17 protein-coding genes, 1 tRNA gene and 1 pseudogene are annotated in these 24874 nt (G+C 70.7%); 5 read left to right on the top strand and 14 right to left on the bottom strand.

Annotated features, from left to right (window positions below; genetic code table 11):
• Positions 1 to 122: 122 nt before the first annotated feature.
• A complete protein-coding gene (locus ACH4NX_RS18235; protein ID WP_398128029.1) occupies positions 123 to 1379 on the top strand; it encodes a hypothetical protein in 1257 nt (418 codons plus the stop codon).
• Between the two features lie 399 nt (positions 1380 to 1778).
• The gene (locus ACH4NX_RS18230) at positions 1779 to 3620 is read left to right on the top strand and encodes a serine/threonine-protein kinase (RefSeq protein ID WP_351395722.1); all 1842 of its coding nucleotides are present in this window, start codon (positions 1779 to 1781) and stop codon (positions 3618 to 3620) included.
• 357 nt (positions 3621 to 3977) lie between these two features.
• On the opposite strand, the gene ACH4NX_RS18225 is transcribed toward ACH4NX_RS18230, so the two are convergent.
• Complete coding sequence (locus ACH4NX_RS18225) at positions 3978 to 4550, bottom strand: dihydrofolate reductase family protein (RefSeq protein WP_351395725.1); 573 nt, start codon at positions 4548 to 4550, stop codon at positions 3978 to 3980.
• A 193-nt stretch (positions 4551 to 4743) separates the two neighbouring features.
• Here ACH4NX_RS18225 and ACH4NX_RS18220 point away from each other — a divergent pair.
• A pseudogene (locus ACH4NX_RS18220) lies at positions 4744 to 5502 on the top strand (3'-5' exonuclease); the annotation flags it as partial.
• 20 nt (positions 5503 to 5522) lie between these two features.
• Here the strand turns inward: ACH4NX_RS18220 and ACH4NX_RS18215 are convergent.
• The 6 genes from ACH4NX_RS18215 to fusA form a co-directional block, all read right to left on the bottom strand.
• Positions 5523 to 7181, bottom strand: a complete 1659-nt coding sequence (locus tag ACH4NX_RS18215) for a class I SAM-dependent DNA methyltransferase (RefSeq protein WP_398128028.1) — start codon at positions 7179 to 7181, stop codon at positions 5523 to 5525.
• Between the two features lie 146 nt (positions 7182 to 7327).
• Positions 7328 to 8668, bottom strand: a complete 1341-nt coding sequence (locus ACH4NX_RS18210; protein ID WP_398128027.1) for a M64 family metallopeptidase — start codon at positions 8666 to 8668, stop codon at positions 7328 to 7330.
• Between the two features lie 648 nt (positions 8669 to 9316).
• Positions 9317 to 10333: an alpha/beta hydrolase gene (locus ACH4NX_RS18205; RefSeq protein ID WP_398128026.1), complete on the bottom strand. Its 1017-nt coding sequence runs from the start codon at positions 10331 to 10333 to the stop codon at positions 9317 to 9319.
• 120 nt (positions 10334 to 10453) lie between these two features.
• Positions 10454 to 12088: a phosphodiester glycosidase family protein gene (locus ACH4NX_RS18200; RefSeq protein WP_398128025.1), complete on the bottom strand. Its 1635-nt coding sequence runs from the start codon at positions 12086 to 12088 to the stop codon at positions 10454 to 10456.
• A 157-nt stretch (positions 12089 to 12245) separates the two neighbouring features.
• Positions 12246 to 12410 (bottom strand): hypothetical protein, encoded by a 165-nt coding sequence (locus ACH4NX_RS18195; protein ID WP_351396120.1) that lies wholly within the window; start codon positions 12408 to 12410, stop codon positions 12246 to 12248.
• 319 nt (positions 12411 to 12729) lie between these two features.
• Positions 12730 to 14862 (bottom strand): elongation factor G, encoded by a 2133-nt coding sequence (gene fusA / locus ACH4NX_RS18190; protein ID WP_398128024.1) that lies wholly within the window; start codon positions 14860 to 14862, stop codon positions 12730 to 12732.
• Positions 14863 to 15568: 706 nt separating this feature from the next.
• Between fusA and ACH4NX_RS18185 the strand changes: the two genes are divergently transcribed.
• Positions 15569 to 16597: a phosphotransferase family protein gene (locus ACH4NX_RS18185; RefSeq protein WP_398128023.1), complete on the top strand. Its 1029-nt coding sequence runs from the start codon at positions 15569 to 15571 to the stop codon at positions 16595 to 16597.
• Between the two features lie 258 nt (positions 16598 to 16855).
• Here the strand turns inward: ACH4NX_RS18185 and ACH4NX_RS18180 are convergent, their stop codons facing one another.
• The gene (locus ACH4NX_RS18180) at positions 16856 to 17764 is read right to left on the bottom strand and encodes an NADP-dependent oxidoreductase (protein ID WP_398128022.1); all 909 of its coding nucleotides are present in this window, start codon (positions 17762 to 17764) and stop codon (positions 16856 to 16858) included.
• Between the two features lie 217 nt (positions 17765 to 17981).
• On the opposite strand from ACH4NX_RS18180, the gene ACH4NX_RS18175 reads away from it, so the two are divergent.
• Positions 17982 to 18338: a MerR family transcriptional regulator gene (locus tag ACH4NX_RS18175; protein ID WP_398128021.1), complete on the top strand. Its 357-nt coding sequence runs from the start codon at positions 17982 to 17984 to the stop codon at positions 18336 to 18338.
• A gap of 413 nt (positions 18339 to 18751) precedes the next feature.
• Here ACH4NX_RS18175 and ACH4NX_RS18170 read toward each other — a convergent pair.
• The 6 genes from ACH4NX_RS18170 to ACH4NX_RS18145 form a co-directional block, all read right to left on the bottom strand.
• A tRNA-Leu gene (locus tag ACH4NX_RS18170) sits at positions 18752 to 18836 on the bottom strand.
• A 465-nt stretch (positions 18837 to 19301) separates the two neighbouring features.
• Positions 19302 to 20528, bottom strand: coding sequence for a sugar phosphate isomerase/epimerase family protein (locus ACH4NX_RS18165; RefSeq protein ID WP_398128020.1), 1227 nt, complete (start codon positions 20526 to 20528; stop codon positions 19302 to 19304).
• Positions 20529 to 20643: 115 nt separating this feature from the next.
• Positions 20644 to 22095, bottom strand: coding sequence for a nucleotide pyrophosphatase/phosphodiesterase family protein (locus ACH4NX_RS18160; protein ID WP_398128019.1), 1452 nt, complete (start codon positions 22093 to 22095; stop codon positions 20644 to 20646).
• Positions 22092 to 23279 (bottom strand): metabolite traffic protein EboE, encoded by a 1188-nt coding sequence (gene eboE / locus ACH4NX_RS18155; protein WP_398128018.1) that lies wholly within the window; start codon positions 23277 to 23279, stop codon positions 22092 to 22094. Before eboE ends, ACH4NX_RS18160 begins: the two co-directional genes overlap by 4 nt.
• Positions 23280 to 23282: 3 nt before the next feature.
• A complete protein-coding gene (locus ACH4NX_RS18150; RefSeq protein ID WP_351396097.1) occupies positions 23283 to 24131 on the bottom strand; it encodes a TatD family hydrolase in 849 nt (282 codons plus the stop codon).
• Positions 24131 to 24868 (bottom strand): EboA domain-containing protein, encoded by a 738-nt coding sequence (locus ACH4NX_RS18145; protein ID WP_351396094.1) that lies wholly within the window; start codon positions 24866 to 24868, stop codon positions 24131 to 24133. The genes ACH4NX_RS18150 and ACH4NX_RS18145 overlap by 1 nt, the downstream gene beginning before the upstream one ends.
• Positions 24869 to 24874 lie beyond the last annotated feature (6 nt).

The raw sequence follows: 24874 nt of genomic DNA, 5'->3' as shown, positions 1-24874 counted from the left end.
CCCGTAAGACTGTCGCATTCCGACGGAGACACCCGCGAGGCCCGGACAGCGGTCACTGGCGGGCGGTCGCCGCGCGCACCACGACTACTTCCAACTGCGAGAATCCACTTCAGGAGCGGGCCATGGACAACGAGATCCAGCTGATCAGTGACGGTGACGGACTGGCAGTCATAGGGAATGCGGCGGACGTCGACCGCTTCCTCGTCTCCGAGGGACTGCCGTCGAAGGACCTCGGACTGCAACGGCTCAAGTCCGTCTTCGGTACCGGCTCAGCGGCCGCGCAGGCGGGTTCGGACATTGCCGCCAACACCGGTCGCTGGGTGAAGCTGACCAAGGAGTCCGCGGAGCGTGTCAAGAAGTTCGGACTGATGGAAGGCAAGACGCCAGGCGTCACCCATGCGATGGTGGGGAAGCCCGGCTCAATCAAGTCATGGCTCCAGGTCGAGAAAGGGGCCGGCGCGTTCTTGACCAGCCCTGCACGTCTGTCGGGTGCGGCGGGGATCATGGCACAGCTGTCGATGCAGCAGACGATGGACGAGATCACCGACTACCTCGCCACCATCGACGAAAAGGTCGACGACATCCTGCGCGCACAGAAGGACGCAGTGTACGCCCGCATGATCGGAGTGGGCTTCGTCATCGAGGAGTCCATGACGATCCGAGAAATGAGGGGCAGGGTCGACGAGGTGACGTGGTCGAAGGTGCAGACCGCACCGACGGCGGTCGGAGAAACCCAGGCCTACGCACTGCGTCAACTCGAGGCCCTCGCGGAGAAGATGGAACGCAAGTCCAAGATCGGCGATTTGGCCACGGTGGTCAAGGAGATTGAGCCCAAGGTACGGGAGTGGCTAGCTGTTCTGGCTCGCTGCTTCCAACTGCAGGACGCGATCGCCGTACTCGAACTCGACCGGGTACTGGACTCCTCTCCGGAGGAGCTGGACGGTCACCGCCTCGGACTGAAGGCCGCCCGGCAGGGCCGGCTGGAACACATCTCCCGGTGCACCGAACGTCTGCTGGCCCGGATGAACGCGGCCGCCGATACCGCCAACGCGAAGGTGCTACTGCACCCGTCCAAGTCACCGGATCTGGTCCAGTCGAGCAATCACGTCACCACCGGCGTCCACGTCTTCCACACCCGGCTCGGAATTGAGCCCGGTGGTCAGTCGTCGGAGGCGAGACGATGGATGGAGGCGGCCGCCGAGGCGAGGGACAAGGCACTCGAGACCGGAGCAAAAGGCGTCAACACAGCCAGAAGCCTCCGCAACGAGACCCTCGACCGGGCCAGCTCGGTAAAGGGCAAGCTCTCCAGCGGGATCGCCGAGCGAGTACGCCGTCGCCGCGGGGAAGAGGAGGCGGGCGCAACCGGGAAGCCCGAGTGAGCGGCGACCGTCAACCACGGGCGTAGCCCCACCCCGGGGGTGGGCCATCCACCACCCGCTCCACGGCCGACCTCCGTCAGCCCCGTGCCGACGCGAAGCCCACGTCGCGTGCCCAGCCCTCGCGCCCCACGGTGAACGGCAGGCGCGACACGTCCTTGGAGCCCCGGACGTGGACGGTCTGCTCCGTGACGGCGAGTCCACGCAGTCGTCGCCCTGTGCGCTGCTGTAGCTGGACTTGAACCAACCCAGTTCGGGCGTGTGGGGCCTCCGGGTCCTGGCATCGAATCCACTTCCTGAGTCATGGTCACGACGGTGCAGCCGTATGACACTGTCCCCGGGCTCCGGTTCTACGAGGTCCAGGAGCTCCGACTATGAACTCAGTCGGATTCGGGGGATCAGATGCGGCCGCAAGACGTTCTGGAACAGCGCTACGTCCTGGCCGAGTTACTGGGTCAGGGCGGTTTCGGTCAGGTGTGGCGGGCTTTCGACAGCAGAGTCAGACGGGAGGTGGCGGTCAAGGTCGGGCGTCCGCAGTCGGCCGAAGAAGCTCGGCGCTTCGCCCTGGAGGCCGAGCTGGTCGGCAACCTCAACCACCCCAAGATCGCAGCTCTGTACGACTACGGTGAGAGCTGGCACGAGGGCGAGAGGCTCATCTACCTGGTGATGGAGCTGGTCCCGGGCGAAACCCTCGACCATGTCATCGGCCGCGGCGTACCACCGCTCGCGTCCTCCCTCGCGTGGGCGCAGGACATCTGCGAAGCGCTGGGCGCCGCCCACGACAAGGGAGTGGTGCACCGTGACGTCAAACCGGCCAACGTGATCATCACAGAGTCGGCAGCGGGCTCGGCGAAGGTTCTCGACTTCGGGATCGCCAAGCACCAGGCGCACACCGGCATCACCGCCGAGGGGTATGTCATCGGCTCCTGGCAGTACATGGCACCGGAGCGCTGGGCGAGCCGCGAGCCGGTCGACGGACGCGCCGACCTGTATGCCGTGGGCTGTGTACTGATGCAGTTGCTGACGGGGCGCCTTCCTTTCGACGGACGAGGAGTCCACGAGCAGCACGCCCAGCATGTCGGCGGCACACCACCGCGTCCCAGTTCCCTTCGCCCGGGGCTGCCCGAAGCCGCGGACCGGCTCGTCCTGGATCTGCTGGCCAAGGACCCTGCGCAGCGGCCCGCAAGCGCGCAGCGGGTGGTGGAGCGGTTGGCCGACATCATCCGGCATGCCCGGCACGCCCCTCCCGGCCGCACGACACCCGCCCCCGACAAGCCGAGCCCGCCGACCGGGTACACCCCCACGGTTCGCCAGACCGAGGCCGATCCCGCGAGCCAGCCGGGCGACCCCGCACGCGCGGCCCTGGAGCGTCGGCTCGACCGGGTCCTGGCCCACTATGCCGCCGGTGACGAGGAGGGGTTCGTCCGACTTCTCCACCTGCTGATCCACGATCTCACCGACGAACTGGGAGCCGACGACCCGCTGACTGTCGAGGCGGCCTATCAGCGCGCCATGTACGCCTGGCAGACGGCCCACGACCAGGAAGGCCTGGAAAGCGTACTGCCACGGCTGATCCGGGTCCTGGGCCCTGAGCATCGTCGCACCATCGACGTCCGGGCGGTCCTGACCGGGAACACCGCCGCCCGCGGGCAGATCGATGGCAGAGGCCACATCCCGGAACTCAGAGAGATCATTGCTCAGGCCACCCGGGTACTGGGCGCACATGACCCCATCACTCTGGCCGCCCGGCTCGACCTCGCTGACGCGCTGGACCGCGACTACGACGCCTGTGGCCGGCCCGTGCCAAGCACCGGACCACGCAGCTCAGAGCAGGCGGCGCGCCGCCGGGCGCTGCTGGGTCCTCTCCTCCCCGACCTCGCGCGGGGGTTGGGCGATGACGACTCCCGAGTCGTTCGGACGCGGCTGCGTCTCGCCCTCGACACCTACCAGGTCGGGGACTACGGTGCGGCTCTCCCCTTGTACGAACGGCTGTTGCCGACCACCCCCGCGGCTCTGGCCAGGACCGACACCCGCCTGCGGATTCAGCACGCACACTGCGTCGCCGAGGCCGGCGAACCAGAACGCGCGTTGTCGCTACTGGAAACGCTGCTCAGCACGCTCAGGAACAGGCCTGGTCAGGACTTCCAGCGACAGGCGGCGACGGCTCTCGCCCTGCGCGCATCGCTCAAGAAGCAGGTCCGGCAGAGCAGACGGGGCACCGGCCGTGCCTGGTTCCGTCCGTGATCTCAAGGAGCGGCGCGGGACGTGGAGACGACGATGGGTACCGCTGTGGGAACGGGCAGGGCTGCGAGCGAGCCAGTACCCGACATCATGGGGCGAGGTCGTCGCACCAGTCTGGCAGTCGGGCCTGGGGTCCGGTAGGTCTGGATGGACGGAATATACGGCGTCACCGACTCGCCCAACGAGGAGGTCGTCGACGACTACTTGTCAGGGGCGTCGGGAATAGACCTGGGCCGGATCTGTCACCGGCCACCTCCAGCGGTGGGCTGCTGAGGTGATCGAACGACGTCGACCACGGCCGCACCCCACCCGTCGACGACCGTGGTGAGGTACGTCGGCGGGGCGAGCGCGGCGTTCTTGTCAGCGGATGACGTCGAAGACGTTCTTCTGCAGGCCGTTGGCGTAGGCCTCGTGCTCGACGAGCTTCAGTTTCTGCGTGTCCTTGTCCGTCACGCTGAAGAGCCGCTTGCCCGCGCCGAGCAGCAGCGGGAAGACGATCAGGTGGTAGCGGTCGATCAGGCCGGCGTCCGAGAGGGCCTGGTTCAGGGAGGCGCTGCCGTGGACGATGACCGGGCCGCCCTCGGTCTCCTTCAGCGCGGCGACCTCGTCGAGTGAGCGCAGGATCGTCGTCTCGCCCCAGTTCGTCACCAGGTCGTCATCGGTGAGGGTGGTGGAGACGACGTACTTGGGCATCAGCTTGTAGTCGGCGAAGTCCTCCATGTCGGGCCACACCGGGCTGAACGCCTCGTAGCTGGTCCGGCCCATCAGTATCGCGGTGGCTATTTCCTGCTCCTCGCCCTTGATGCCGAACGCCTCCGGGAGGAACTCGACGTCCTTGAAGGTCCATCCCGAGTTCCGGTAACCGGGTTCGCCGCCCGGGGCCTCCACGACGCCGTCGAGCGAGATGAAGGCCGTGCTGATCAGAGTACGCATTAGAGGATCCTCGGTGTCTCGTGTCCGGTTCTCAGCGGGGTCGATCGGTGTACGCTCCCAGCCCACTCGTGGCTGCGGCGCACCAACCATGATCTCTGACTGCTGATCACGAGGAAACTCATCGGTCGTCACCCGCCCATTCCGGCGACCTCGGTAGTCCGTCACCTCGAACTACGTATACGCGCGGCCGCGAGACCCGCCGGCGACGGCCTGGCGGGTCTTCCTGCACCCCTCACAGCGCCGGGTCGCCCAACGCGCGGGTCCCGCTCACCACGTACACCAACGCGCTGGCCGCCTCGCTGCGCGAGAACCTCGGCCTGCTCCTGGACGGCGACGCGGCGCTGCTCGACCGGGTCGAGGTGACCACGGTCAACGCGTACGCGCACGGTGTCGTGGCCCGTATCGACGGCAAGGTGCCCTCCCCCGTCGGTGACCGGGAGGAGCGGCAGGTGTGGCAGCGGGTCGTCAAGAAGCTCGGACTGCCGTGGCCGGAGCAGCTCCCGGCGCAGGAGTACCGGCATGTCGTCCTCGCCCAGGACCTGCGCACCCTGGACGCGTACCGTGCCGCGAGTCCATGCTGCGTGACCAACGGTCGACGACACATCTGAAGGTGTGCGCCCGGTTCAACGTGCTGCTGGACAAGGCGTACGCCAAGCTGGCCGGAGCCGAGGTGCCGGTGGCGCGCGTCAGGGACAGTCCGGGGCCCGATGTGGGCGGTGTGCGTCGCGCCACGATGCACGCCATGAAGGGGCTGGAGTTCCGCTGCGTGGCCGTGCTCGGAGTGACGGCGGGGGCGGTGCCGTTCACCCGGGAGGTGACTCCGGCAGCCGTGGACGCGTTGCAGCACGACTCCGACCTGTTGCGGGAACGCTGCCTCTTGTTCGTGGCCTGCACCAGGGCGCGCGAGGCGCTGGCCGTCTCGTGGAGCGGGGAGGGCAGTCCGTTCATGCCGGCACGCCTGATGACGGTACGTCAGGCCGGTGGACGTAGCGCTCCGTTGCCGATGCCGTCACGGGCCAGCTCGGCCGCCTGCCTGCTGAGCTCGGCGATCCGTCGCGTCCGTTCCTCGAACTCGCGCAGTCTGCGGTACGCGGTGCCGTAGCGTCGCTGCTCGGCGACGTCCATCTGCGGGATGCGGGCTCCCTTGCCGTCGAGCCGGAAGGTGCCGCTGGCGCTGGTGGAGCGTCGGGTGTTGGACGCGCTGCGCAGGAAGCCCTGCAAGAAGTCCGTGTCGAGCTGGTCGCTGGTCGAGACGGGTTCCGTGTCGCCGTACTCGACCAGCCCGGCGCGCGCGAGGTCGGCCACGCTCACCGACGAACCGTCCAGGACACCGGGGCCCTCGCCCGCCACCAGCTCCGGGAGCAACTCGGCCAGCTTCCCCACCTGCTCGGCCAGCTCCGTGCGAATGACTTGGTACTCGGTCGCGTAGTCGCGGTGCGACTCCCGCACGTGGCGGCCGGGCGTGAGGTCGACCGTGTCGTCCAGGAGGTCGATGAGGGGGACGACCGCGATCTGCTCGGGTGCGGGTTCCGGGGCCGCGTCCGGATCGTTCGCCGTCAGGTCGATCATGCGGACGCCTGTCGCGGCGTCACCGAGGGAAGACGGGCGGCGCAGGTGCCAGAGATGCACGGGCAGGGCATGCGAGGCGGCACTGCCGGCCGGCAGAGCGGTGACCTGGGTGAGAATGCCGCGCCGCACCAGCTCGGCTCGGATACGCCGGCCTGCCTTGCGGTAGGCGACCGACGCGGGCATGACCATGATGACCCGGCCGCCGGGGGCGGTGTGCGCGTAGGCGTGCTGGAGCCAGGCGAGCTCCCCTTCGGCGCGCGAGGGTGTGCCCAGTTCCCAGCGGGAGTCGAGCAGCAGCTCCTCCCGTCCCCAGTCCGCGTCTCCCACCGGGGGGTCGCAGACCACGAGGTCCGCCTTGAGGCCCGGCCACTTGTCATCCCGCAGGGAGTCCCCGGCGACGATGTCCAGCCCGGTGCGCCCTGTCAGGTCCGCGCGCAGCTGGGCGAGGCGGGCACTGTGGGGGTCCGTCTCCTGACCGCGTCGTGTCGGCCCGCGGTCAGGGCCGACGGCGAGCAGCAGGGTGCCGATGCCGCATGCTGGATCGAACACCGTGGCTTCTGGCTCGACCGGATCCGCGAAATACCGCAGAGCACGGACGATGCGAGGCGAGGTGACCTGGTCCGATCCGGCCCGGCGCACGGAGTCCGTGAACCGCTCCGCCAGAGCCTCCACCACCTCCCCCGCCGGCCCGCTCTCGGCGAGGACACGCGCCAGGCGGACGACCTCTTCCGGCAAGGCGTGGGCGTCCGGCGCACCGTCGTCTGCGAGGGCCTGTGCGACCGCTGCGATCCCCCGGACCATGTCGTCGCCGTATGCCGCCCGCAACGCCTGCCAGAGTTGCACCTCCTGCGAGACGTCCTGACCCTTCCGCTGCTTGTTCAGCCACGTCTGCACATCGGCCAGAGCGAAGAGAGGGCTGTTCACACTGCCACCGGCGGGCGCGGGAAAGTCGTCGTACCGCCGCCTCCAGTTGGATACGGCGGCACGCGTGACGCCCGCCAGCCGGGCGATCTCGGAGCCGGTGACCATGGGGCCGGCCGGGGTCGCGGGAGTGTCTGCCATAGTAGGCAACCGTACACAGCGCCTATCAGCGCTTCAATGACCGCCTTGTTGACCGCGCTAACGGTGAAGACATCTGATGTACGGGTAAACCAAATGTCGGGTCTGTGTCCCCGCCCGCAGCCGTCGTGGGAGCGGGCCGGAAGGCGTCAGCGTGTGACGGTCCAGGTGACGGAGTTGGACGTGAGGTCGCGGACGGCGGCACTCCGGACGGCGGACGTGGTGTCGACCACCGTGGCGGTCACCTTGTGGGTGCGCTTGTCGGCCGGGACGCCGAGGGCGGCCGGAAGGACGGAAGTCGCGCCGCGGGCCTGCTTGGCCTCACGGCCGTTGACGTACCAGCGGAGCTCGGGGCGGGCCAGGCCCGTGCCCGGGTCGGCGAGTGAGACGGACAGGCGGGTGAAGCGGGAGGCAGTGGCGGAGGTCGCCACCATGGGAGTGAGGGCGTTGGCGGAACGGTAGAAGCCGGCGATCATCGCCTCCCGGCCGGGGAGGTTGAACTTGTCGGTGTTCAGGGACCGCATGATGGAGTTCTCCGTGGGACGGTGAATTCCGTACTCGTAGTAGGCGGCGCCCTCGAAGGTACCGACGACGCCGCCGCTCGGGTCGGACTCGCCGAGCCATGACGCCCATTTGGTGCGCTGCGCGGCCATCCCCTCCGCGTTCAGCGTCGAGGTGTTGGGGGAAGCGGGCTCGGAGTAGGGGTAGTGGCCGTAGCCGGCGTACTGGTACTCGTCGGCGAGGAGGCCGATGGAGTGGGCCATTTCGTGGGCGGCGATGAGGGTGGACTGGGCGTTGTCGGAGGAGAGCGTCGACACACCGTCGTAGCCGTAGTCCGCCGCGAGACCGGAGTAGCCGGCGCCGCCGTAGTTGGCGGAGTTGGAGACCACCATCACCAGGTCGGTCGCGGGCGCCTTGTCGGCGTAGCTCTTTGTCCTGTCGAGGTCGACGCAGATCAGCCGCTCGATGCCGTCGCACCAGAAGTACGAGCCGAGAGCGGTGTTCCTGGTGACGCCCTGGTCCGGGTCGCCGGTGACGCCGGACTCGTCGGAGACCGCCTTGACCGCCCAGACATTGAAGAGGCCCTCGTAGCTCTTGTACGGGTCGATGTCCGTGACCGCGTCCCATTTGGCGCGGGCGTCCTCGAGGAAGTCGTCCTGTTCGGCGGCGGTGTAGCCGTCGCCGATGATCGTGACGTCGAGGCGGTCGGCGGTCGGGCCGGTCTGGGCGAGCGGGACGATCTCGCCGTCCTCGGAGGCGGTGGCGGTCCGCTGTCTCGCGTCGGCGGCGGGCTGGGTGTGCGGGCTGACGGCGGGAACGCTGGTGCGCGCGCCCTCGCCTGCCGGTTCGGGGAAGTACTCGACCTCGACGTGCGAGCCGGTATCGGCCGTGGGGGCGTCGGCGGCACCTGCGACGGTGGCCGCGGGAAGGACGACACAGAGGGCGAGGGCGGTTGCCACCGCGGGTCTGCGAATGCTGCCTATGTGCATGGTGCTCTCCCTGATCGATTGAGAGTGAAGTAGCGCGGAAGGGACGGAAGGGGACGGCGGGCAGAGACGGTTGAGAGGTCTGGGGCGCGCTTGGTCACGGTGTCGGGGAAGAGAACGACACGGCCGATCGATGTAACTGAGAATGTAAATGCGTTTAAGTTGATGCTTAAATCAGGGGGCCTGCGAGACTTCCGGCAAGGGCTGTTGGGTACGGCTGCGCGGTGACGAAACCACGAGCGACGGATGCGCGTCCCGGCGCAGGCAGTCCGGATGGCCAGGCTCACCCTGGCGCACGCGTTCGCTCGGCCCAGCGGACCTGCCGCGCCGCCGGGCAGGACGGGGCGGGCCGAGACCCGTTGCACCGTCCGCTGGACGACTTCCCGTGGGCCGGGGCGCCTTGCACCCGTGCGGCGCGCGCACCGCCTCCTCGATGACCTGCCGCGGAGCTCCGGCCATGTCGAGGAGGCGGTGGACGTGCGCTGGACCGGGCCCGCACCGGGCACGACCACCCTCGGCCCGGCACCGGCCGGGTCCCAGGAGCTGAGCCGGGTGGCAACGCCTTTCACACCACTCGTGGAGCCGTGATCCGGGCAGTCAGGCAGTCAGACGGTCAGACGGCGGGCGGCGGGCGGTCGGGACATCGCGGGGTCAGCGATCGACCCTCAGAGCCCCCAGCAGCATCGGCAGCGACGCGTGCAGCTCCCGCTCCCAGTACGCCCAGCCATGGGTCCCGGGGCCGTAGAAGTTGGTGGTCACGTGCCGCGCCCCCACCCGCTCCAGTTCCGCCGCGAGGGCGTGGTTCTGACGGTTGAAGTCGGCCTCCAGGGCGCTGGTCGCGCCCGGCGGATCCAGGGGCCCCGCGGTGCCGTCGCCGCAGGACAGGTAGACCGGGATCGACCTGAGTCGCTTGGCGAGGTGGAAGGGGTCGTGGGCCTGCCAGATCCGGCGTTGGGCGACCGGGTCGCCCCAGACGCGGAGCGGGTCGTTGCCCTGACCGGCGAAGAAGCCCATGATGCGGTTGACCGACTCGTCGTTCAGGAGTGGATGCGCCGAACCGGAATAGGCCGCTGTGGCCTTGAACATGCCGGGGTGCCTGGCGGCGTACATCAGGGCGCCTTGACCACCCATGGAAAGGCCGGCGACCACACGGTCGTTACCGGCACCCCAGTCACGTTCCAGGAGGCGGCGCAGCTCCACGGTGTGGAAGGTCTCCCATGCGAGGTCGCCGCCCTTGCCGTGGTTCCACCAGTCGCTGTACCAGCCGTTCCAGCCGGCCTCGGGCATGACGACGAGGACGTCGCGCAGGCTGTCGGTCCGCGCGACGTCCGTCATGCCCGTCCACGACGTGTAGTCGCCGCAGCAGCCGTGCAGCAGCCAGAGGGTGGGCCAGTGCTGTCGGCGCCGGTCGTGCGGGTTCCAGCCGTCCGGGGTGAGGAGGCGGACGTCGACCGTGCGGCCCCCGAGGGCCGTCGAGCGGACCGACAAATCGACCTGCCGGTCCGCCACCTGGGTGACGGCGACGACTTCGGCGCCGGGGCGGGCGCCGCCCTGCTGCCCGGTGGCCAGTGCGGGGGCGGTGGGTACGAGGGTGGCCAGAAGTACGGCCAGGATCAGGAGGACCCTGGCTCTCAGAGGGGTCAGGACGGACGGCACGTTCGCGAACACGGCGGCTCCCTGGGGTGGGTGGCTTTTCGTCGCGCTGTGGTGCGGGTCTTCCGGTCTGTGTCTGTGTCTTCGGATCTATGTGTCTTCGGGTCCTCGGGTCTGCGTGCGGAAACCTGGAAGTCAGTTCCCGTTCCTGCGGGGCAGGATCAGCAACGCGTCACCGACGGGGCGTTCGCCTGCGGCGTCCGACGGGGTGTTGATCACCGCGCCGTTCGCCACCATCGTCGTCGAACCGCCGCCGTCGAGGTTGACCGCGTCGCGCAGGCCCAGTGACTTGGCGACCTTCGCGCTCTCGCCGATGCTGAGACCGAGGGATTCGGTGCCGCGTCCGTCGGCCGTGACGAGGACGGTGCGGCCGGCGGCATCCACTCCGGCCAGGGTGCGCGGGTTGCGCTTGTGGACCCAGCCGTAGTACCAGCTCGGGTCGTCGGGGCGCACCATGCCGTCGGTGGCGGGCGTGACGTGGAGCCGTCCGTCACGGACGAGTTCGGGTCCGGCGTTCAGGATGTCGGTCCGGGGCGAGGGAGAGACGCGGTGGCCGCGTTCGTCGAGCAGGGTCGTGCTGACGCGGAGGCGGTGACCGGTGTGTGCCACGGCGGTCAGGTCGGCGACGCGCCTGCCGGTCGCCTGGACGGAGCTGCCGCCCGGCGGGAGTTCACCGCCTCGTGGTGAGCGCAGCTCCACGACCCGGTCGTGGGCGTCCAGTACGGCCTCCAGCCCTTCGCCCTGGGGGGTGTGCCGGCCGTACTCCGTTGTGAAGGCGACCAGTTCGTCGGGGTTGGTACAGGTCACGTCGTGCCGGGGCAGGGAGGTGGGGGCGTCGCCCTCGGTGCCACCGCAGTTCCGGATCAGGCCGGGGACGCGGTTGACACCGTTCAGGCGGAGGGTGGACTCGTGACCGGTGACCCGGCCTCGCCAGGTGAGACGGGTGACGTCCGTTCGTCGGCCGTTGTCATGGATCACCAGGCTGGGGCGGCCGGCCACCGGTTCGCTCAGCAGGCGTCCGTCGTACACGCCCACGCCTGCCGGGTCGCCCGGAGCGCCCGCCTTGGGGTCGAGGACGAAGAATCCGCCGTTGACCGCGGCGGTCGCGTCGGCCGACTTCGACAGTTCGCTGGTTGTCTCCCGCTTTTCCAAGTCGGGGCCGTACGACGCGTCGAGGCTCCCGCGGAACCTGCGCGGGTCGATGGTGAGCACGTCGACGCGCCATGGGCCGCGGTCAGTGGCGTCGCCGTCCCAACCCGTGTACACGGCGGATCCCGAGTAGCCGGCCGCCCGGAGTCGGGTGCGTTCGGCCGTCGCGGCGGTCTGTGAGTCGTACGTTCCGGTGCGGAGCCGCCAGCCGAGGGTGCCGCCCGCGTAGTCGGCAACCGGTGGCGTAGTCACCTCTTCCACCCGGGCCTGGAAGCCGTCCCGCTTCAGCTCGGCGGCCAGTTCGTCGGCGCTCGCCCTGTCCTTCAGGGCGGTCGGCGGCGCGTCGGGGTCCGGCGAGGTGTCGCCGCCGGGGATGGAGACCTCGACCGTCCAGTGCGGCGACGAGCCGAGCGACGCGTCTTCGGCGCCGCGCACGATGCGGGTGAGGGTGACGCCCGGCTGGAGTGTGGTGGTGGTGCGGGTCTCGGGCAGGCCTGTAGGGCCCAAGGGCAGGACACGCCCTCCTGGTTGGACGTCGGATGCCGACGCCTGCGCCGGCAGTGCGCCCACCGTGGTCAGGACGCCGAGGACGGCACCAGCGCCGCGCAGTCTCTTCTTCATCTGCCTCTTCTTCATCTGCACCGTATGGATCGAAGACCGGGGACGAACACGCGCCATCCTCTCCGTTCACTTCTGACACAGACATGGACAGCCGCCCAACGTCCACTGCACAAGTAGCGACCGGTTTCGGCGCAGCGTCAAGGTCCGGATCAGGCGCTCAGCCGTAACAGGCCGGCAAGGGCTCAAGACCTTGCGGCACCCCGTACTCGAAGACCGCCGTGTACGCCTCCGCGATGTCGCAGCCCCTGTCGAACCACGGGTAGGCGAACCCGCTCCAGATCAGGAGGCCGACGATCAGCGTGTTACGCGCCACCTTTGACATGTATGCGATTATTCCGTCCGGCTCGGCGGAATATGCCGCGCCGCCTGCTTTCCAACGAGTCGACCCGGTCGGGTTGTTCGCGCCTGCCGGGTCGGTCCGCGTCTGCCACGCCTTGACGAACGGGCACACCGGAGAGGGGCAGGCGGCCCCTCTCCGGTTACCGCCCGTGCTCGGCGGGACAGTACGGACGCGTCATCAACGAGGCGGGCGCGCCGACTTCGCGGACGTCGGCCGTGCCGCCGGCGGTGGTGTCCTGTTCCTGACCCGCCGCCCGGTCCGGGGCTGTCCCCTCCCGCGCGGGAGGGGACAGCCCGGCACGCTACCGCGCCGGTGCCGCCGGCGGCGATGTCGGCGCCGGTGCCGGTGCGTAGCCGGTGGGCCGGGCGGTGAAGGTGCCTCGGCCCTGGGTGCGGCTGCGCAGACGGGTCGCGTAGCCGAACAACTGGGCCAGCGGCACGGTGGCCGTGACGACCGCCGCGCCGCCCCGCGTGTCGGAGCCGGTGACCCGGCCGCGACGGGCGGCCAGGTCACCGAGCACACCACCGACCGCGTCCTCGGGGACGGTGACCGTGACCTCGACGACCGGTTCCAGCAGGACCATCGCCGAGGCGCGCAGGGCATCTCGGAGACCGAGCCGGCCCGCGGTACGGAAGGCCGTGTCCGAGGAGTCCTTCACATGGGTCTGGCCGTCGGTGAGCGTGACCCTCAGGCCGGTCACCGGGTGCCCGCCGAGCGGACCCGCGGCCAGGGCGTCCCGGCAGCCGGCCTCGACGGCCCGGACGAACTCCTGCGGCACGCGCCCGCCGACGACCGCCGAGCGGAACACGAACCCGCCTTCCTGCGATCCCTGCTTCGAGCCCTGCTTCGAGCCCACCTCCGTGTCCCCCGTCGTCTCCTCCTCCCACGGCTCCACGTCGAGCACGACATGCGCGAACTGCCCGGCTCCTCCGTCCTGTTTGACGTGCCGGAAGACGAAGCCGGACACGCCTTCGCCGACCGTCTCCCGGTACGCCACGCCCGGACGGCCGACGGTGACCTCGATGCCGTGCTCACTCCGGACGCGCTCCACCGCCACCTCCAGGTGCAGTTCGCCCATGCCCGACAGCACGGTCTGCCCGGTCTCCGGGTCGGCCCGCACGGCCAGTGAGGGATCCTCCTCGGTCAGCCGGGCCAGCGCCGAGGCCAGCCGGTCGGTGTCGGTGGAGCGACAGGCCTCCACCGCCACGTGCACGACCGGCTCGGCCACGCCCAAAGGCTCCAGGACGAGCGGGGCGCCCGGCGCGCACAGCGTCGAGCCGGCGCGGGCGGACTTCAGCCCGACGACGGCGACGATGTCCCCGGCGACCGCCCGCTCCAGCGGGTCGTGGCGGTCGGCACGCACCCGCAGGATGCGGCCGACGCGCTCGGTGCGGCGCGTGGCCGCGTCCCACAGGGTGTCTCCCTTCTCGATCGTGCCCGAGTACACCCGCAGGTACGTCAGCCGTCCCGTCGGGGTGGCGTTCACCTTGAACGCGAGTGCCGCCACAGGTGCCGCCGGGTCGGCGGGCCGGTCCTGCTCCGTGCCGTCGTGGGTGCCGCGTACCGGAGGTACGTCCAGGGGCGACGGCAGGTAGGCCACGACGGCGTCCAGCAGTGGTTCGACACCGCGGTTGCGGTAGGCGGAGCCGCACAGCACCACCACGCCCTCGCCGCCGCGCGTCAGGTCGCGCAGGGCGGCGGCGAGGGTGGCCGCGCTGAGCGTCTCCCGGTCGCAGAACTCCTCCAGCGCGGCCGGGTGGAGTTCCGCCACCGTCTCCTCCAGCAGTCGCCGTCTGCGGGCCGCCTCCTCGCGCAGGGCGTCGGGCACCGGTCCCTCCTCGGCCGTCTCCGCGCCATCGGCCCACGTCAGGGCGCGCACGCGCAGCAGGTCGACGACGCCGGTGAAGCCGTCCTCCGTGCCGATGGGCAGTTGCACCACCAGGGGCACCGGATGCAGCCGCTCGCGGATCGAGGCGACGGCCGTGTCGAGGTCGGCGCCCGCCCGGTCCATCTTGTTGACGAACGCGATCCTCGGCACACCGTGCCGGTCGGCCTGCCGCCACACGGACTCGCTCTGCGGTTCCACACCGGCGACGGCGTCGAACACGGCGACCGCGCCGTCCAGCACGCGCAGGGAGCGCTCGACCTCGTCGGCGAAGTCGACGTGTCCCGGGGTGTCGATCAGGTTGAGCCGGTGCCCGTTCCAGGAGCAGCTGACCGCCGCGGCGAAGATGGTGATGCCGCGATCGCGCTCCTGCGGGTCGAAGTCGGTGACGGTGGTGCCGTCATGGACCTCGCCGCGCTTGTAGGTGGTGCCGGTGGTGTAGAGAACGCGCTCGGTGACGGTGGTCTTGCCGGCGTCCACATGGGCGAGGATGCCCAGGTTACGGACGGCGGTGAGGGGGTCGGTGTGGAGGTTGGTGTGAGTGCGCACGGCCCGTGGCCTTTCGCTGTCGCGTGAACAGGGCGGCGCGATTCCCGGGACGAGCACAGGACGCGGATACGGCCCTCCACGGAACGGCGGGCGTGACGGCGCGTCAGATGGTCGTCGCGGGTATCCGGTGCCGGCCGCGCAGCGGACACCGGACGGCCGAGGACACCAGGATCACCTCGTACCGGGACGGGGGGACGACGGCAGCGGCGCGGATACGCACGGCCCGGCTCCCCTCACTCGTTCTCGGTGTCGTGGTGAGTGTAAGGAGGGCGCAAGGAGCACCGCATCGGGTTTTCCACGGCCCTGCCGGCGCCCGGACAACCCGGAATGTCGGCCGAGACCGCTCCCCCTTTCCGCCCCGGCCTCCCCGACCACCCCGTGACCAGGCGCTGCCTGTCTCCGATCTGCTCCAAGTGCGTCCTTCTCTGCCTGAACGGAGTGTGATGTCCCATGAGCGGCGCGACCCAGTTCACCCGGGCCGAGGCCCGTGCGGAGCGTGCTCGCCGAGGTACTGGCGGACACGGTCCTGCCGGAGCAGAACACGGCGACGCGGACACGGCCCAGGAACTCGGGCTGGACCTGGACGGCCGGGCGCGGCACCGGTGCGCCCGGTCGGCGGCGGCTCGGCCCAGGATCGCCACCATGGAGCGCGTACACCGAACAGCGCGGCGAGAGGTCGCGCCGATGTCTCCGGACAAGGAGCCAGATGAGTCCTGTAAGCCTCGATCCGGCGGTCGCCGCTCTGCTGTCGGCGGTCGCGGTCGCCCCGGCTGACGTCGTGGAGTGCGCGCCGCTGAGCGGCGGCACGTACAACTCCCTGCTACGGGTGGTGCTGCGGGACGGCCGGCGGTGGATCGTGAAGCGCCCGCCTGCCCCGCGCAGCGGGTCCACGCTGCGGTACGAGCACGATCTGCTGCGCGGCGAGGTCGTGTACTGCACCGCGGTGCGGGACATGCCGGGGGTGCCGGTTCCCCGCTTGGTCCATGTGGAGACCTCGGCCGAGCCGCCCGTCGTGTCGGGCCTCGTCTTGTCCGAACGCCCCGGCGTCCCGTGGCACGAGGCGGACGCGTCTCTGACGCCCGGTGAACGGGCGAGTTCGCGTCGGGAGCTGGGGGAGGTCGTCGCCCGTCTGCACACCGTGACGGGACCGGCCTTCGGCTATCCCGCCCGGCCGTTCGGCCCTGCGGCCGACGACTGGAGGGGTGCCTTCACCGCCATGACCGACGCCGTTCTGAACGACGCGGTGGCCTACGGAGTGGAACTGCCGCGCCCCGTCGAGGAAGTGCGGCAGGTGATCGTCGCAGCCGGGGACGTGTTCGACGAGGTGACCCGTCCCGTCCTCGTCCATTTCGACCTGTGGCAGGGGAACCTGCTGCTCGACGGAGTCGAGGGAGCCAGAGGACTCAGCGGAGTGATTGACGCGGAGCGCATGTTCTGGGGCGACCCGGTCGCTGAGTTCGTCTCACTCTCGCTGTTCGACGACATCGAGAAGGACGCCGACCTCCTCGCCGGGTACGCGGCGGCCGGGGGTGACGCCACGTTCACCGACTCGGTACGTCTGCGCCTGGAGTTGTACCGCTGCTATCTGTACCTGATCATGCTGGTCGAGGCCGTGCCCCGACGCTACTCCTCCGAGCAGCTGGCGTGGACCCGCAGGCACGTCGGAGGCCAGCTGACGGCGAGCCTCGACGCGGCGGCATCCGCCCTGTCGGGCCGACGGTGCTCGCGGTACTGACCTCGGGTGTGGCCCTCGGCGTCCATGTGCCGGGACCGAAGTGACCAGGGTGTTCTGAGCGGGCCGGGGGATGGTGGAGTCCTCGGCCCGCCGGGAGCCCCCGGTCTTGCCGGTGGGGAGGTTCGCCGAGGGCCGTCGTGGACGCCGGGTGGCCGCGTCGCGTCCGGTGACCTCCTCGGCGCGCAGGCCCGCACGTTGCGGGTTACCTGCCTCGTGGGCCTGTTCATCCGGATACAGTCCGGCCTGTTCAGATGCGGATCAGGTCTTTCCTCGGGTGCGCCCGCGCTCGGCGTGCGCGTGGGCGTCGGCGATCCGCTCCAGGGGGTAGGCCTGTTCGATACGGGGTGTGTAGCGGCCCTGCCGGCCCAGTTCCGCCGCCGCGGACAGGAGAGTGGAATCGTTCACCGCGTTGACCACATGTGTGCCCAGGCGCTGCCCGCCCGCATGGTCGGCGACCGTCGCGACGCGCTTCGGGTCGCCCGTGATCGCGACGAGGTCGTCCAGCGATCCGGAGGCCGCGGTGTCGAGCACGATGTCGACTCCGTGCGGAGCGAGGGTGGTGAGGCGCTGTGCGAGGCCGGGGCCGTACGTGGTGGGAACGGCGCCGAGGGAGGTGAGGAACTCGTGGTTGCGTTCGTCGGCCGTCCCGATCACGGTGGCACCTCGTGCCGCGGCGATCTCGACCGCCGCGCTGCCCACGCCTCCGGCGGCGCCCTCGACGAGAAGGGTGCGCCCCTCGAGGGAGCCGAGCGCGTTCAGTCCCCCCGTCGCGGTCACGGACGCGAGACCGGCGCCCGCCGCCTGCTCGTCGTTCCATGTGGCGGGGGCGTGGGCCCAGGCCGAGAGGATGACCAGCTCCGCGGTCGCGCCGGTGACACCGCCCAGCCCGAAGACGCGGTCGCCGGTACTCACTCCCTGCACTCCGTCACCGATTTCGTCGACCACACCGACGCCGTCGCGCCCGGGAATGGCGGGCAGCTCCAGGGGGATCAGCTGGTGCAGGGCGCCGGCGCGCAGCTTCCAGTCGATGGGATTGACGCCGGCCGCCGCGACGCGGACACGGATCTCACCGTGTCCGGGGTGGGGGCCGGGGGCCTGCTCGATCACCAGGCTCTCCGCTCCGCCGTATTCGTGGAACCGGGCTGCGCGCGTAAGGGTCTGCCTCACTTCGACGGGCCGGAATGACGTGTTCGTCCGACGCTCGTCACTCTAGAACCTGACGTTGACGTGAGGTGCAAGCCGCGACTGCCGCCCGTCACGGTCGACACCTGATCTCGGCGCCGGCAACGGTTCGACCTGCCCCCAGGGCTGCTCCGGAGCCGGTATTGCTAGCCTGAACCTGACGTCGACGTGAGGTACGAGTGGGAAGGGAGTGACCTGCGTCATGCGCATCGGACAGCTCGCCAGGCGGTCAGGGGTCAGCGTGCGGGCCCTGCGCTACTACGAGGAACAGCGGCTCCTGGAATCGGCGCGGACGCCCGGCGGGCAGCGTGACTATCCCGACGAAGCCCTGGAGCGGGTCCAGCTCATCCAGGACCTCTTCGCGGCCGGCCTCTCCAGCCGTACCGTCGTCGAACTCCTGCCGTGCGTGAGCACCGGCGCCGCGACTCCCGCCATGCTCGACCAGCTCGTCATCGAACACGACCGCATCGCCGCACGCATCCAGGACCTGACCCGGGCCAAGACCAACCTCGGCCGCGTGATCGAGAATGTGACCGCGGCGAACGTGGTGCAGGACTGATCAATCCGTCGCGAGGCATGAGGCCCCGACCTGTCCGGCACCTACCGGGCACTGGCCGGCCACGGGAAGCCCCAGGGGGATCCGGAGGCCGCCGAAACAGCGTTCGCCGCTCTCACCACCCCGGACACACACCGGGCAGCGGCGGGCGGGACAGGCCGCGGCTGACCACGGTGCCGGGCTCCCCCTCCCGCCCGCGCGACCCCGACGTGACCGCCGGGCGCCCGGCTCCTGGTACGCCGCGCCGTCATCGAGCCGGCCCCGCGCGACGGTCATCGGGGCGCGCGGCAGTTCCTGTGCCGCAGAGGCCCCAGAAGCGTTCCAGGTTTGCCGGTTCACATCCACCACGACGAAAGAGCCGGCCACAGCGACGGAGTGTCGCTCTGGCCGGCTCTTCTTGGCCGGTCGGCCATTTGTGTCCGAGGGGGGACTTGAACCCCCACGCCCGATAAAGGGCACTAGCACCTCAAGCTAGCGCGTCTGCCATTCCGCCACCCGGACCAGGTGTCTGTCGCTGTGCGGGGGCTTCCCCGCGGCGACATGGACAACCATACCAAGGTTTCGCAGTGCCTTTCACCTGCGTTTCCTTCCCCCCGCCCCACCCCGCACCCGTCCCCGGGACTCCAGCTGGGCGGCGGTGTGGGGCCGACGCCTCCGGTACCCCCGAGGCCGCACCATGAGTAACTGGAGGGTTACCCGAAGCCCGTTACCGCGCCGTCGGCCGCGTGTGCTGCCGGCGTTCGCAGGGTCTGGCCTTCGGGCTTCGCCGGCTGTCCGACATCGCGCTGCGGGCCCTGTCCTGCGCGGTCAACGGTCCGACCGGCCGCCGTGCGGGCGCTGGACCGTGTCGTGCGGATCCTGGCCGCCCTGTCCCTACGGCGCGCGGTCGGCTCAGCGGTACGGCGGCGGCCCTCCCCGCGAAAGTGACTCACGGGAGGAACCGCCGCCGTGTGCTGCCCGGAGTGACTAGCGGCGACGCTTGCGCAGGGCCGCCAGGTTGTCGTAGCTGATCTTGGCCTCACGCAGCGACTGCGCGGGATCGGTGGCGCTCGGGGAGTTGTCGTCCTCGATCATCGGGTTGTGGTAGTCGCGCTGCCCGACCCGCGAGAAGAACGTCGTGTAGTCGATGACGCCGGTACCGAAGGGCACCATGTCGTAGCCCATGCCGTTGGTCGTGCTGACGACGCCGTCCTTGGCGTGGAACAGCGGGTAGCGCTTGTTGTTGCGGGCGACGAGACCGGCCGGGTCGAAGACGCTCTTGCGGGTGGAGCCGTCGTGGGCCGTGTAGGTGTGGAACTTGTACTGGGCGACGTGTGCCCAGAAGATGTCCATCTCCAGCCAGACCGCCTTCGGGTCGGTGGCCTTCAGGAAGTACTCCAGCTTCCGGATGCCCGAGCTGCGGGTCGGCCGGCCCTGGTCGTCCAGCGGGCCGCCGTCGAGCAGGAAGCCGTAGGCGCTGTCGTGGTTGTGGGTGTAGAGCTTGACGCCCTCGCGGCGGGCTATCGCGCCGAGGGCGTTCCACTTGTCGGCGGCCACGTCCCAGTCGGCGCGGTACGAGCTGCCGGTGGGGTCACCACCGGTGCCCATGTGGTCCAGCCCGAGGATGTTGGCGATCTCCAGGTGCTTCTTGAAGGTGTCCTTGTCCGCCGTGGTCAGCGGCCATGAGGACGGGATGAAACCGTGGTTGCCCTGGGCGCGCAGGCCGTAGTCGTCGAGCCAGCGGCGCAGCAGCCTGGCGCCCTCGACGGATTCCAGGTCGGCGCCGCCGGGCGCGTTGGCGTGCTGGCGGTATCCCGCGAACTCCACCTGGCGGTAACCGTGACGGGCCAGCTGCTTGAACACCTCGCGGAAGCCGGAGGGCAGGTCGGAGGCGAGGGGGTCGCGGGCGGTGGCGTCCCGGACGGTGTAGAGGATGATGCCCCGCTTGTCCGCCGGGACGAGGGCGTGCCTGTCGCGGCCGTGTCCGTGTCCGTCACCGTGGTCGTGGTCGTGGTCTCTGTCCCGGCCGTGGGCGAGGGCGGGGGCGGCGCCGAAGACGGGGGCGGCGACGGCTCCGGCCGCCACGGCGGTGCACGTGCTGAGGAAGCGGCGCCGGTCCACGCCGAGGGAGCGGCGCAGGCCTTCGCCCGGGCCGTCGACGGCGGCCGGGTCCGTGGTGGCGTCAGTGCGGGAGGGGTCGGGGAACAGGGTCACGGGTGCCTGCCTTCTGGGTCGTGGCCTGCCCCGATGCCGCTGGGGCGGGCCGTTGTCAGTGCCGTGTGTTTCACTCTCGGTAGCTGGATCTCGGCAGGCTTCGCCTGGTGGCGCGTCAGCCGAGTCCGGCGAGCCGGAGCAGGAGTTGTTTCACATCGGTGGCCGCGACGCGGTCTCCGACAGCGCGGGGGGTGGAGCAGATGAGGAGCGGACCGTCGTCGTCGCTCGCGGGGAGGCGGCCGTGGCTGCCCCGTATAGGTGAGGCGTCCAGGGGCACGACCGCCATGCGGTAGCGCATGCCGAGTTTCTTGCGGGCCAGCGCGGAGGCCGCCTTGACCTTCACGTAGGGGTCGAGCGGGTCCATGAACAGCTCGACCGGGTCGTAGCCGGGTTTGCGGTGGATCTCGACCAGCTGCGCGAAGTCGGGCGCGCGGTCGTCGTCGAGCCAGTAGTAGTACGTGAACCAGGCGTCCGGCTCCGCGACGGCGACGAGTTCACCGGCGCGCGGATGGTCGAGATGCTGGGCCTTCTTGCCCTCGTCGTCGAGGAGTTGCTCGATGCCGGGCAGTCCGTCCAGGGCGGCGCGGGTGGCGTCGAGGTCCTCGGGACGGCGGACGTAGACGTGGGCGACCTGGTGGTCGGCGACCGCGAAGGCGCGGGAGGCCATCGGGTCGAGGTACTCCATGCCGTCCTGGGTGTGTACCTCGAGGAGTCCGGCGCGGCGCAGGGCCCGGTTGATGTCCACGGGCCGGTTCACGCGGGTGATGCCGTACTCGGACAGCGCGACGACGGTACGGCCCTCGGCTCGGGCGTCGTCCAGGAGCGGGGCCAGCGCCGCGTCCAGGTCGGCCGCCGCCTTCAGGGAGCGGGGGTCGTCGGGGCCGAAGCGCTGGAGGTCGTAGTCGAGGTGAGGGAGGTAGCAGAGCGTCAGGTCGGGGTGGCGGGTGCCCATGATGTGCCGGGTCGCGTCGATGATCCACTGGCTGGAGACCAGGTCCGCGCCGGGCCCCCAGAAGTGGAAGAGAGGGAAGGTGCCGAGTGCGTCGGTGAGTTCGTCGTGCAGGGCCGGGGGCCGGGTGTAGCAGTCGGGTTCCTTGCGGCCGTCGGCGTAGTAGACGGGGCGGGGGGTGACGGTGATGTCGGTGTCGGCGCCCATGGCGTACCACCAGCAGATGTTGGCGACGGTGTAGCCGGGGTGGACGCGGCGTGCGGCGTCCCAGAGTTTGTCGCCGGCGACGAGTCCGTTGTGCTGGCGCCACAGCAGGACGTCACCGAGCTCGCGGAAGTACCAGCCGTTGCCGACGATGCCGTGCTCGGAGGGGTGGGTGCCGGTGAGGAAGGTGGACTGGGCGGCGCAGGTGACGGCGGGCAGGACGGTGCCGAGAGGGGCGCGGGAGCCGGACTGGCCGAGCTTCTTGAGGTGGGGCATGTGATCGAGGAGACGGGGGGTGAGGCCGACGACGTCCAGGACGAGGAGGGGGGTCGGCCCGTCGGAAGAAGGCACCCCGTCGGAAGGGGGCGGTCCGTCGGAGGGGGGCGGTCCGTCGGGGCGGGTCGGTCGGGTCATGGCAGTTCCTTCAGGCCGAGGTCCGTCAACAGGTCGCGGGCGAGGGTGAGCTCGGCGGCGATGCCGTCGGTGAGCTGGGCCCGGGCGCGGGGCCGCAGCTCGGGCGGGAGGGCCTGCCAGGTGTAGGTCTCGACCTCCAGATGACGGGTGAGCGGGCGCGGGCCGCCGACCAGCCGGGTCAGCGCGGCCTTGAGCACGGGGAGCGTGGAGGTGAGGGGCGTGGCGGGGGCCGCGTGCAGGGGCACGTGGAAGTGGGAGCGCCAGGGCGCCGTGCCGGGCAGCGCGTCACCCGTCAGGGCCTCGTCGAGGTCGTCGGTGCCGTGCAGAGCGGCGGTGTCGGCGGCGTCGGCCGGGCCGGTGGTGCGGGTCTGGTGCAGGAAGCGGGGCTCGGCGAAGGCCGCGAGGGCCTCGCGGACCTCGGGAAGGTGAGGGTGTTCGGCGTGCAGGGCGGCCGACAGCTGGGACTTGACGACGGGGACGCCGGCCGCGGCCAGGGCGTCCAGGGCGGTGTGCGGGTCTTCGAAGGAGGTGGCGAGGTGGCAGGTGTCGACGCAGATGCCGATGCGGTCGTGGGCGATCGCGGTCAGGGGGGCGATGGCGTCGTGGGTCGTCTCCACGACACAGCCGGGTTCGGGTTCCAGGCCGATGCGGATGGAGCGGCCGGTCAGCTCCTGAAGGGCGTCGAGGCGTTCGCCGAGGGTGACCAGGGCGGTGCGGGCCTTGTCGGCGCGGGTCGCGTCGTAGGCGGTGCGCCAGGCCAGCGGCAGGGTGGAGATGCTGCCCTCGGTGACGTCGTCGGGCAGGAGGCCGGCCAGGAGCCGGGCCAGGGAGGTGGTGTGGTCGAGGCGTTCGGGGTCGGCCCAGTCCGGCTTGTAAACGCGGTACTTGACCTCTTCGGCGCCGAATCCCTCGTACGGGAAGCCGTTGAGGGTGACGACCTCCAGACCGCGCCGGTCGAGTTCGGTGCGCAGCCCGCGCAGCGCGGAGGGGTCGGTGACCAGGGCGTGGGCGGCGGACCGGGCGAGCCACAGCCCGATGCCGAGTCGGTCTCGGCCGAGGCGGCGGCGGACCGGCTCGCAGTGGTCGCGGAGCTGGGCGAGGACGCCGTCGAGGGTCTCGGCGGGGTGGACGTTGGTGCAGTAGGCGAGGTGGACGGTGGAGCCGTCGGGGTGGCGGAAGCGCATGGCTCACTCCCCGCCGCGCAGGATGGAGTTGCCCTCGTGCGTGGCGTCGGCCGAGGTCACCTCGAGGCTCAGGCGCCCGCTGAGTCCGTAGAAGGTGACGGGGTTGCGCCACAGCACCCGGTCCACGTCGTCCTCGGTGAAGCCCTCGGTGAGCATCAGGTCGCCGACCTTGCGGGTCTTGAGCGGGTCGCTCTTCCCCCAGTCGGCGGCGGAGTTCACCAGGACCCGTTCCGGGCCGTACTCGCGCAGCAGGGCGACCATGCGGGTTTCGTCCATCTTGGTGTCCGGATAGACGGAGAAGCCGAGCCAGGCGCCGCTGTCCTTGGCCTCCTTGACGGTGGTCTCGTTGAGATGGTCGACCAGCACCCGGTCCGTGGGCAGCGCGGACTCGCGGACCACGTCCAGGGTGCGGCGCAGGCCGGCGAGCTTGTCCCGGTGCGGGGTGTGCACCATCGCCGGCAGGCCGTGGTCGGCGGCGAGCTGGAGCTGGATGGACAGAGCCGTGTCCTCGGCGGGCGTCATCGAGTCGTAGCCGATCTCACCGACCGCCACGACCCGGTCCTTGACGAGATAGCGGGGCAGTTCGTCGAGGACGGGGAGGCAACGGGGGTCGTTGGCCTCCTTGGGGTTGAGCGCGATGGTGCAGTGGTGGGCGATGCCGTACTGCGCGGCGCGGAAGGGCTCCCAGCCGAGCAGGGCGTCGAAGTAGTCACGGAAGGAGGCGGGAGAGGTACGCGGCTGGCCGAGCCAGAAGGAGGGCTCGACGACGGCGCGGACGCCGGCGGCGTACATCGCCTCGTAGTCGTCGGTGGTGCGGGAGGTCATGTGGATGTGGGGGTCGAAGATGCGCATCAGGACTCCTTGCCGTGGGGGCCGGCCGTGCCGTGCGGGGGACGCTCGGACTCGGTCAGGGCCAGGACGCGGTGCAGGTCTTCGGGGACCGGGCGGTCTGCGGCGGTGCGTTCGGCGGCGTAGTCGGCGAGCATGCGGGCGAGTTCCGCGTCGGCGTGGGCCCGTCGGTCGAGGTCCGCCACGCGGTCGACGGGGACGCCGGTGAACAGGCACTTCAGGACGGCGTGCCGCCACTGGTGCGGGTCGAGGTGCCGGGCGGCGTACGGGCCGAGGGCGGCGGCGACCAGCCGGGTGTCGTTGGTACGCAGGGCGTCCTCGACGAGCGGGAGGGCGTCGGGCCCGGGCACGAGGTGGGGCAGCGCGTGCAGGACGGCGCGGCGTTCGTCGGCGGTGCCCTGGGAGTAGACCCGGGTCAGGGCCTCCGTGTCGGCGTGGGCCGCGTGCAGGACGAGGACGCGGGCGGCGTCGGCATGGGCGGGGCCGCAGCGGCGTCCCGCCTCGGCGAGGCGCAGCTCCCACACGGAGATGGGGCCGTGCGTGCCGGGGTGGACGGCGGCCTCCTCCAGGGCCTGGTCCAGCCAGGCGCGGGCGGCGCCGCCCAGGGCGGCGGTGAGGGCGGCGCGCAGTTCGGCGGGCGGGACGTGGGCGGGAGTGGTGCCCTGGGGGTTCTGCCCGGCGGGGGAGCCATCCGCGTCATGGGGGGTGGGGGTGACGTCGGTGGCGTGTGGCTGCGTCATGGGTGT

Origin of the sequence: Streptomyces sp. NPDC017225 (assembly GCF_044331465.1) — a bacterium.
Taxonomy (GTDB): Bacteria; Actinomycetota; Actinomycetes; order Streptomycetales; family Streptomycetaceae; genus Streptomyces.
Note: the sequence above shows the minus strand (reverse complement) of the source record. Positions and strands in the feature narration are given on the sequence as shown.

Coding starts and splice junctions, on each gene's coding strand:
- ACH4NX_RS18235 (WP_398128029.1), top strand. CDS start 123: ATGGACAACGAGATCCAGCTGATCAGTGACGGTGACGGACTGGCAGTC.
- ACH4NX_RS18230 (WP_351395722.1), top strand. CDS start 1,779: ATGCGGCCGCAAGACGTTCTGGAACAGCGCTACGTCCTGGCCGAGTTA.
- ACH4NX_RS18225 (WP_351395725.1), bottom strand. CDS start 4,550: ATGCGTACTCTGATCAGCACGGCCTTCATCTCGCTCGACGGCGTCGTG.
- ACH4NX_RS18215 (WP_398128028.1), bottom strand. CDS start 7,181: ATGGCAGACACTCCCGCGACCCCGGCCGGCCCCATGGTCACCGGCTCC.
- ACH4NX_RS18210 (WP_398128027.1), bottom strand. CDS start 8,668: ATGCACATAGGCAGCATTCGCAGACCCGCGGTGGCAACCGCCCTCGCC.
- ACH4NX_RS18200 (WP_398128025.1), bottom strand. CDS start 12,088: ATGAAGAAGAGACTGCGCGGCGCTGGTGCCGTCCTCGGCGTCCTGACC.
- ACH4NX_RS18195 (WP_351396120.1), bottom strand. CDS start 12,410: ATGTCAAAGGTGGCGCGTAACACGCTGATCGTCGGCCTCCTGATCTGG.
- ACH4NX_RS18185 (WP_398128023.1), top strand. CDS start 15,569: ATGAGTCCTGTAAGCCTCGATCCGGCGGTCGCCGCTCTGCTGTCGGCG.
- ACH4NX_RS18175 (WP_398128021.1), top strand. CDS start 17,982: ATGCGCATCGGACAGCTCGCCAGGCGGTCAGGGGTCAGCGTGCGGGCC.
- ACH4NX_RS18160 (WP_398128019.1), bottom strand. CDS start 22,095: ATGACCCGACCGACCCGCCCCGACGGACCGCCCCCCTCCGACGGACCG.
- eboE (WP_398128018.1), bottom strand. CDS start 23,279: ATGCGCTTCCGCCACCCCGACGGCTCCACCGTCCACCTCGCCTACTGC.
- ACH4NX_RS18150 (WP_351396097.1), bottom strand. CDS start 24,131: ATGCGCATCTTCGACCCCCACATCCACATGACCTCCCGCACCACCGAC.
- ACH4NX_RS18145 (WP_351396094.1), bottom strand. CDS start 24,868: ATGACGCAGCCACACGCCACCGACGTCACCCCCACCCCCCATGACGCG.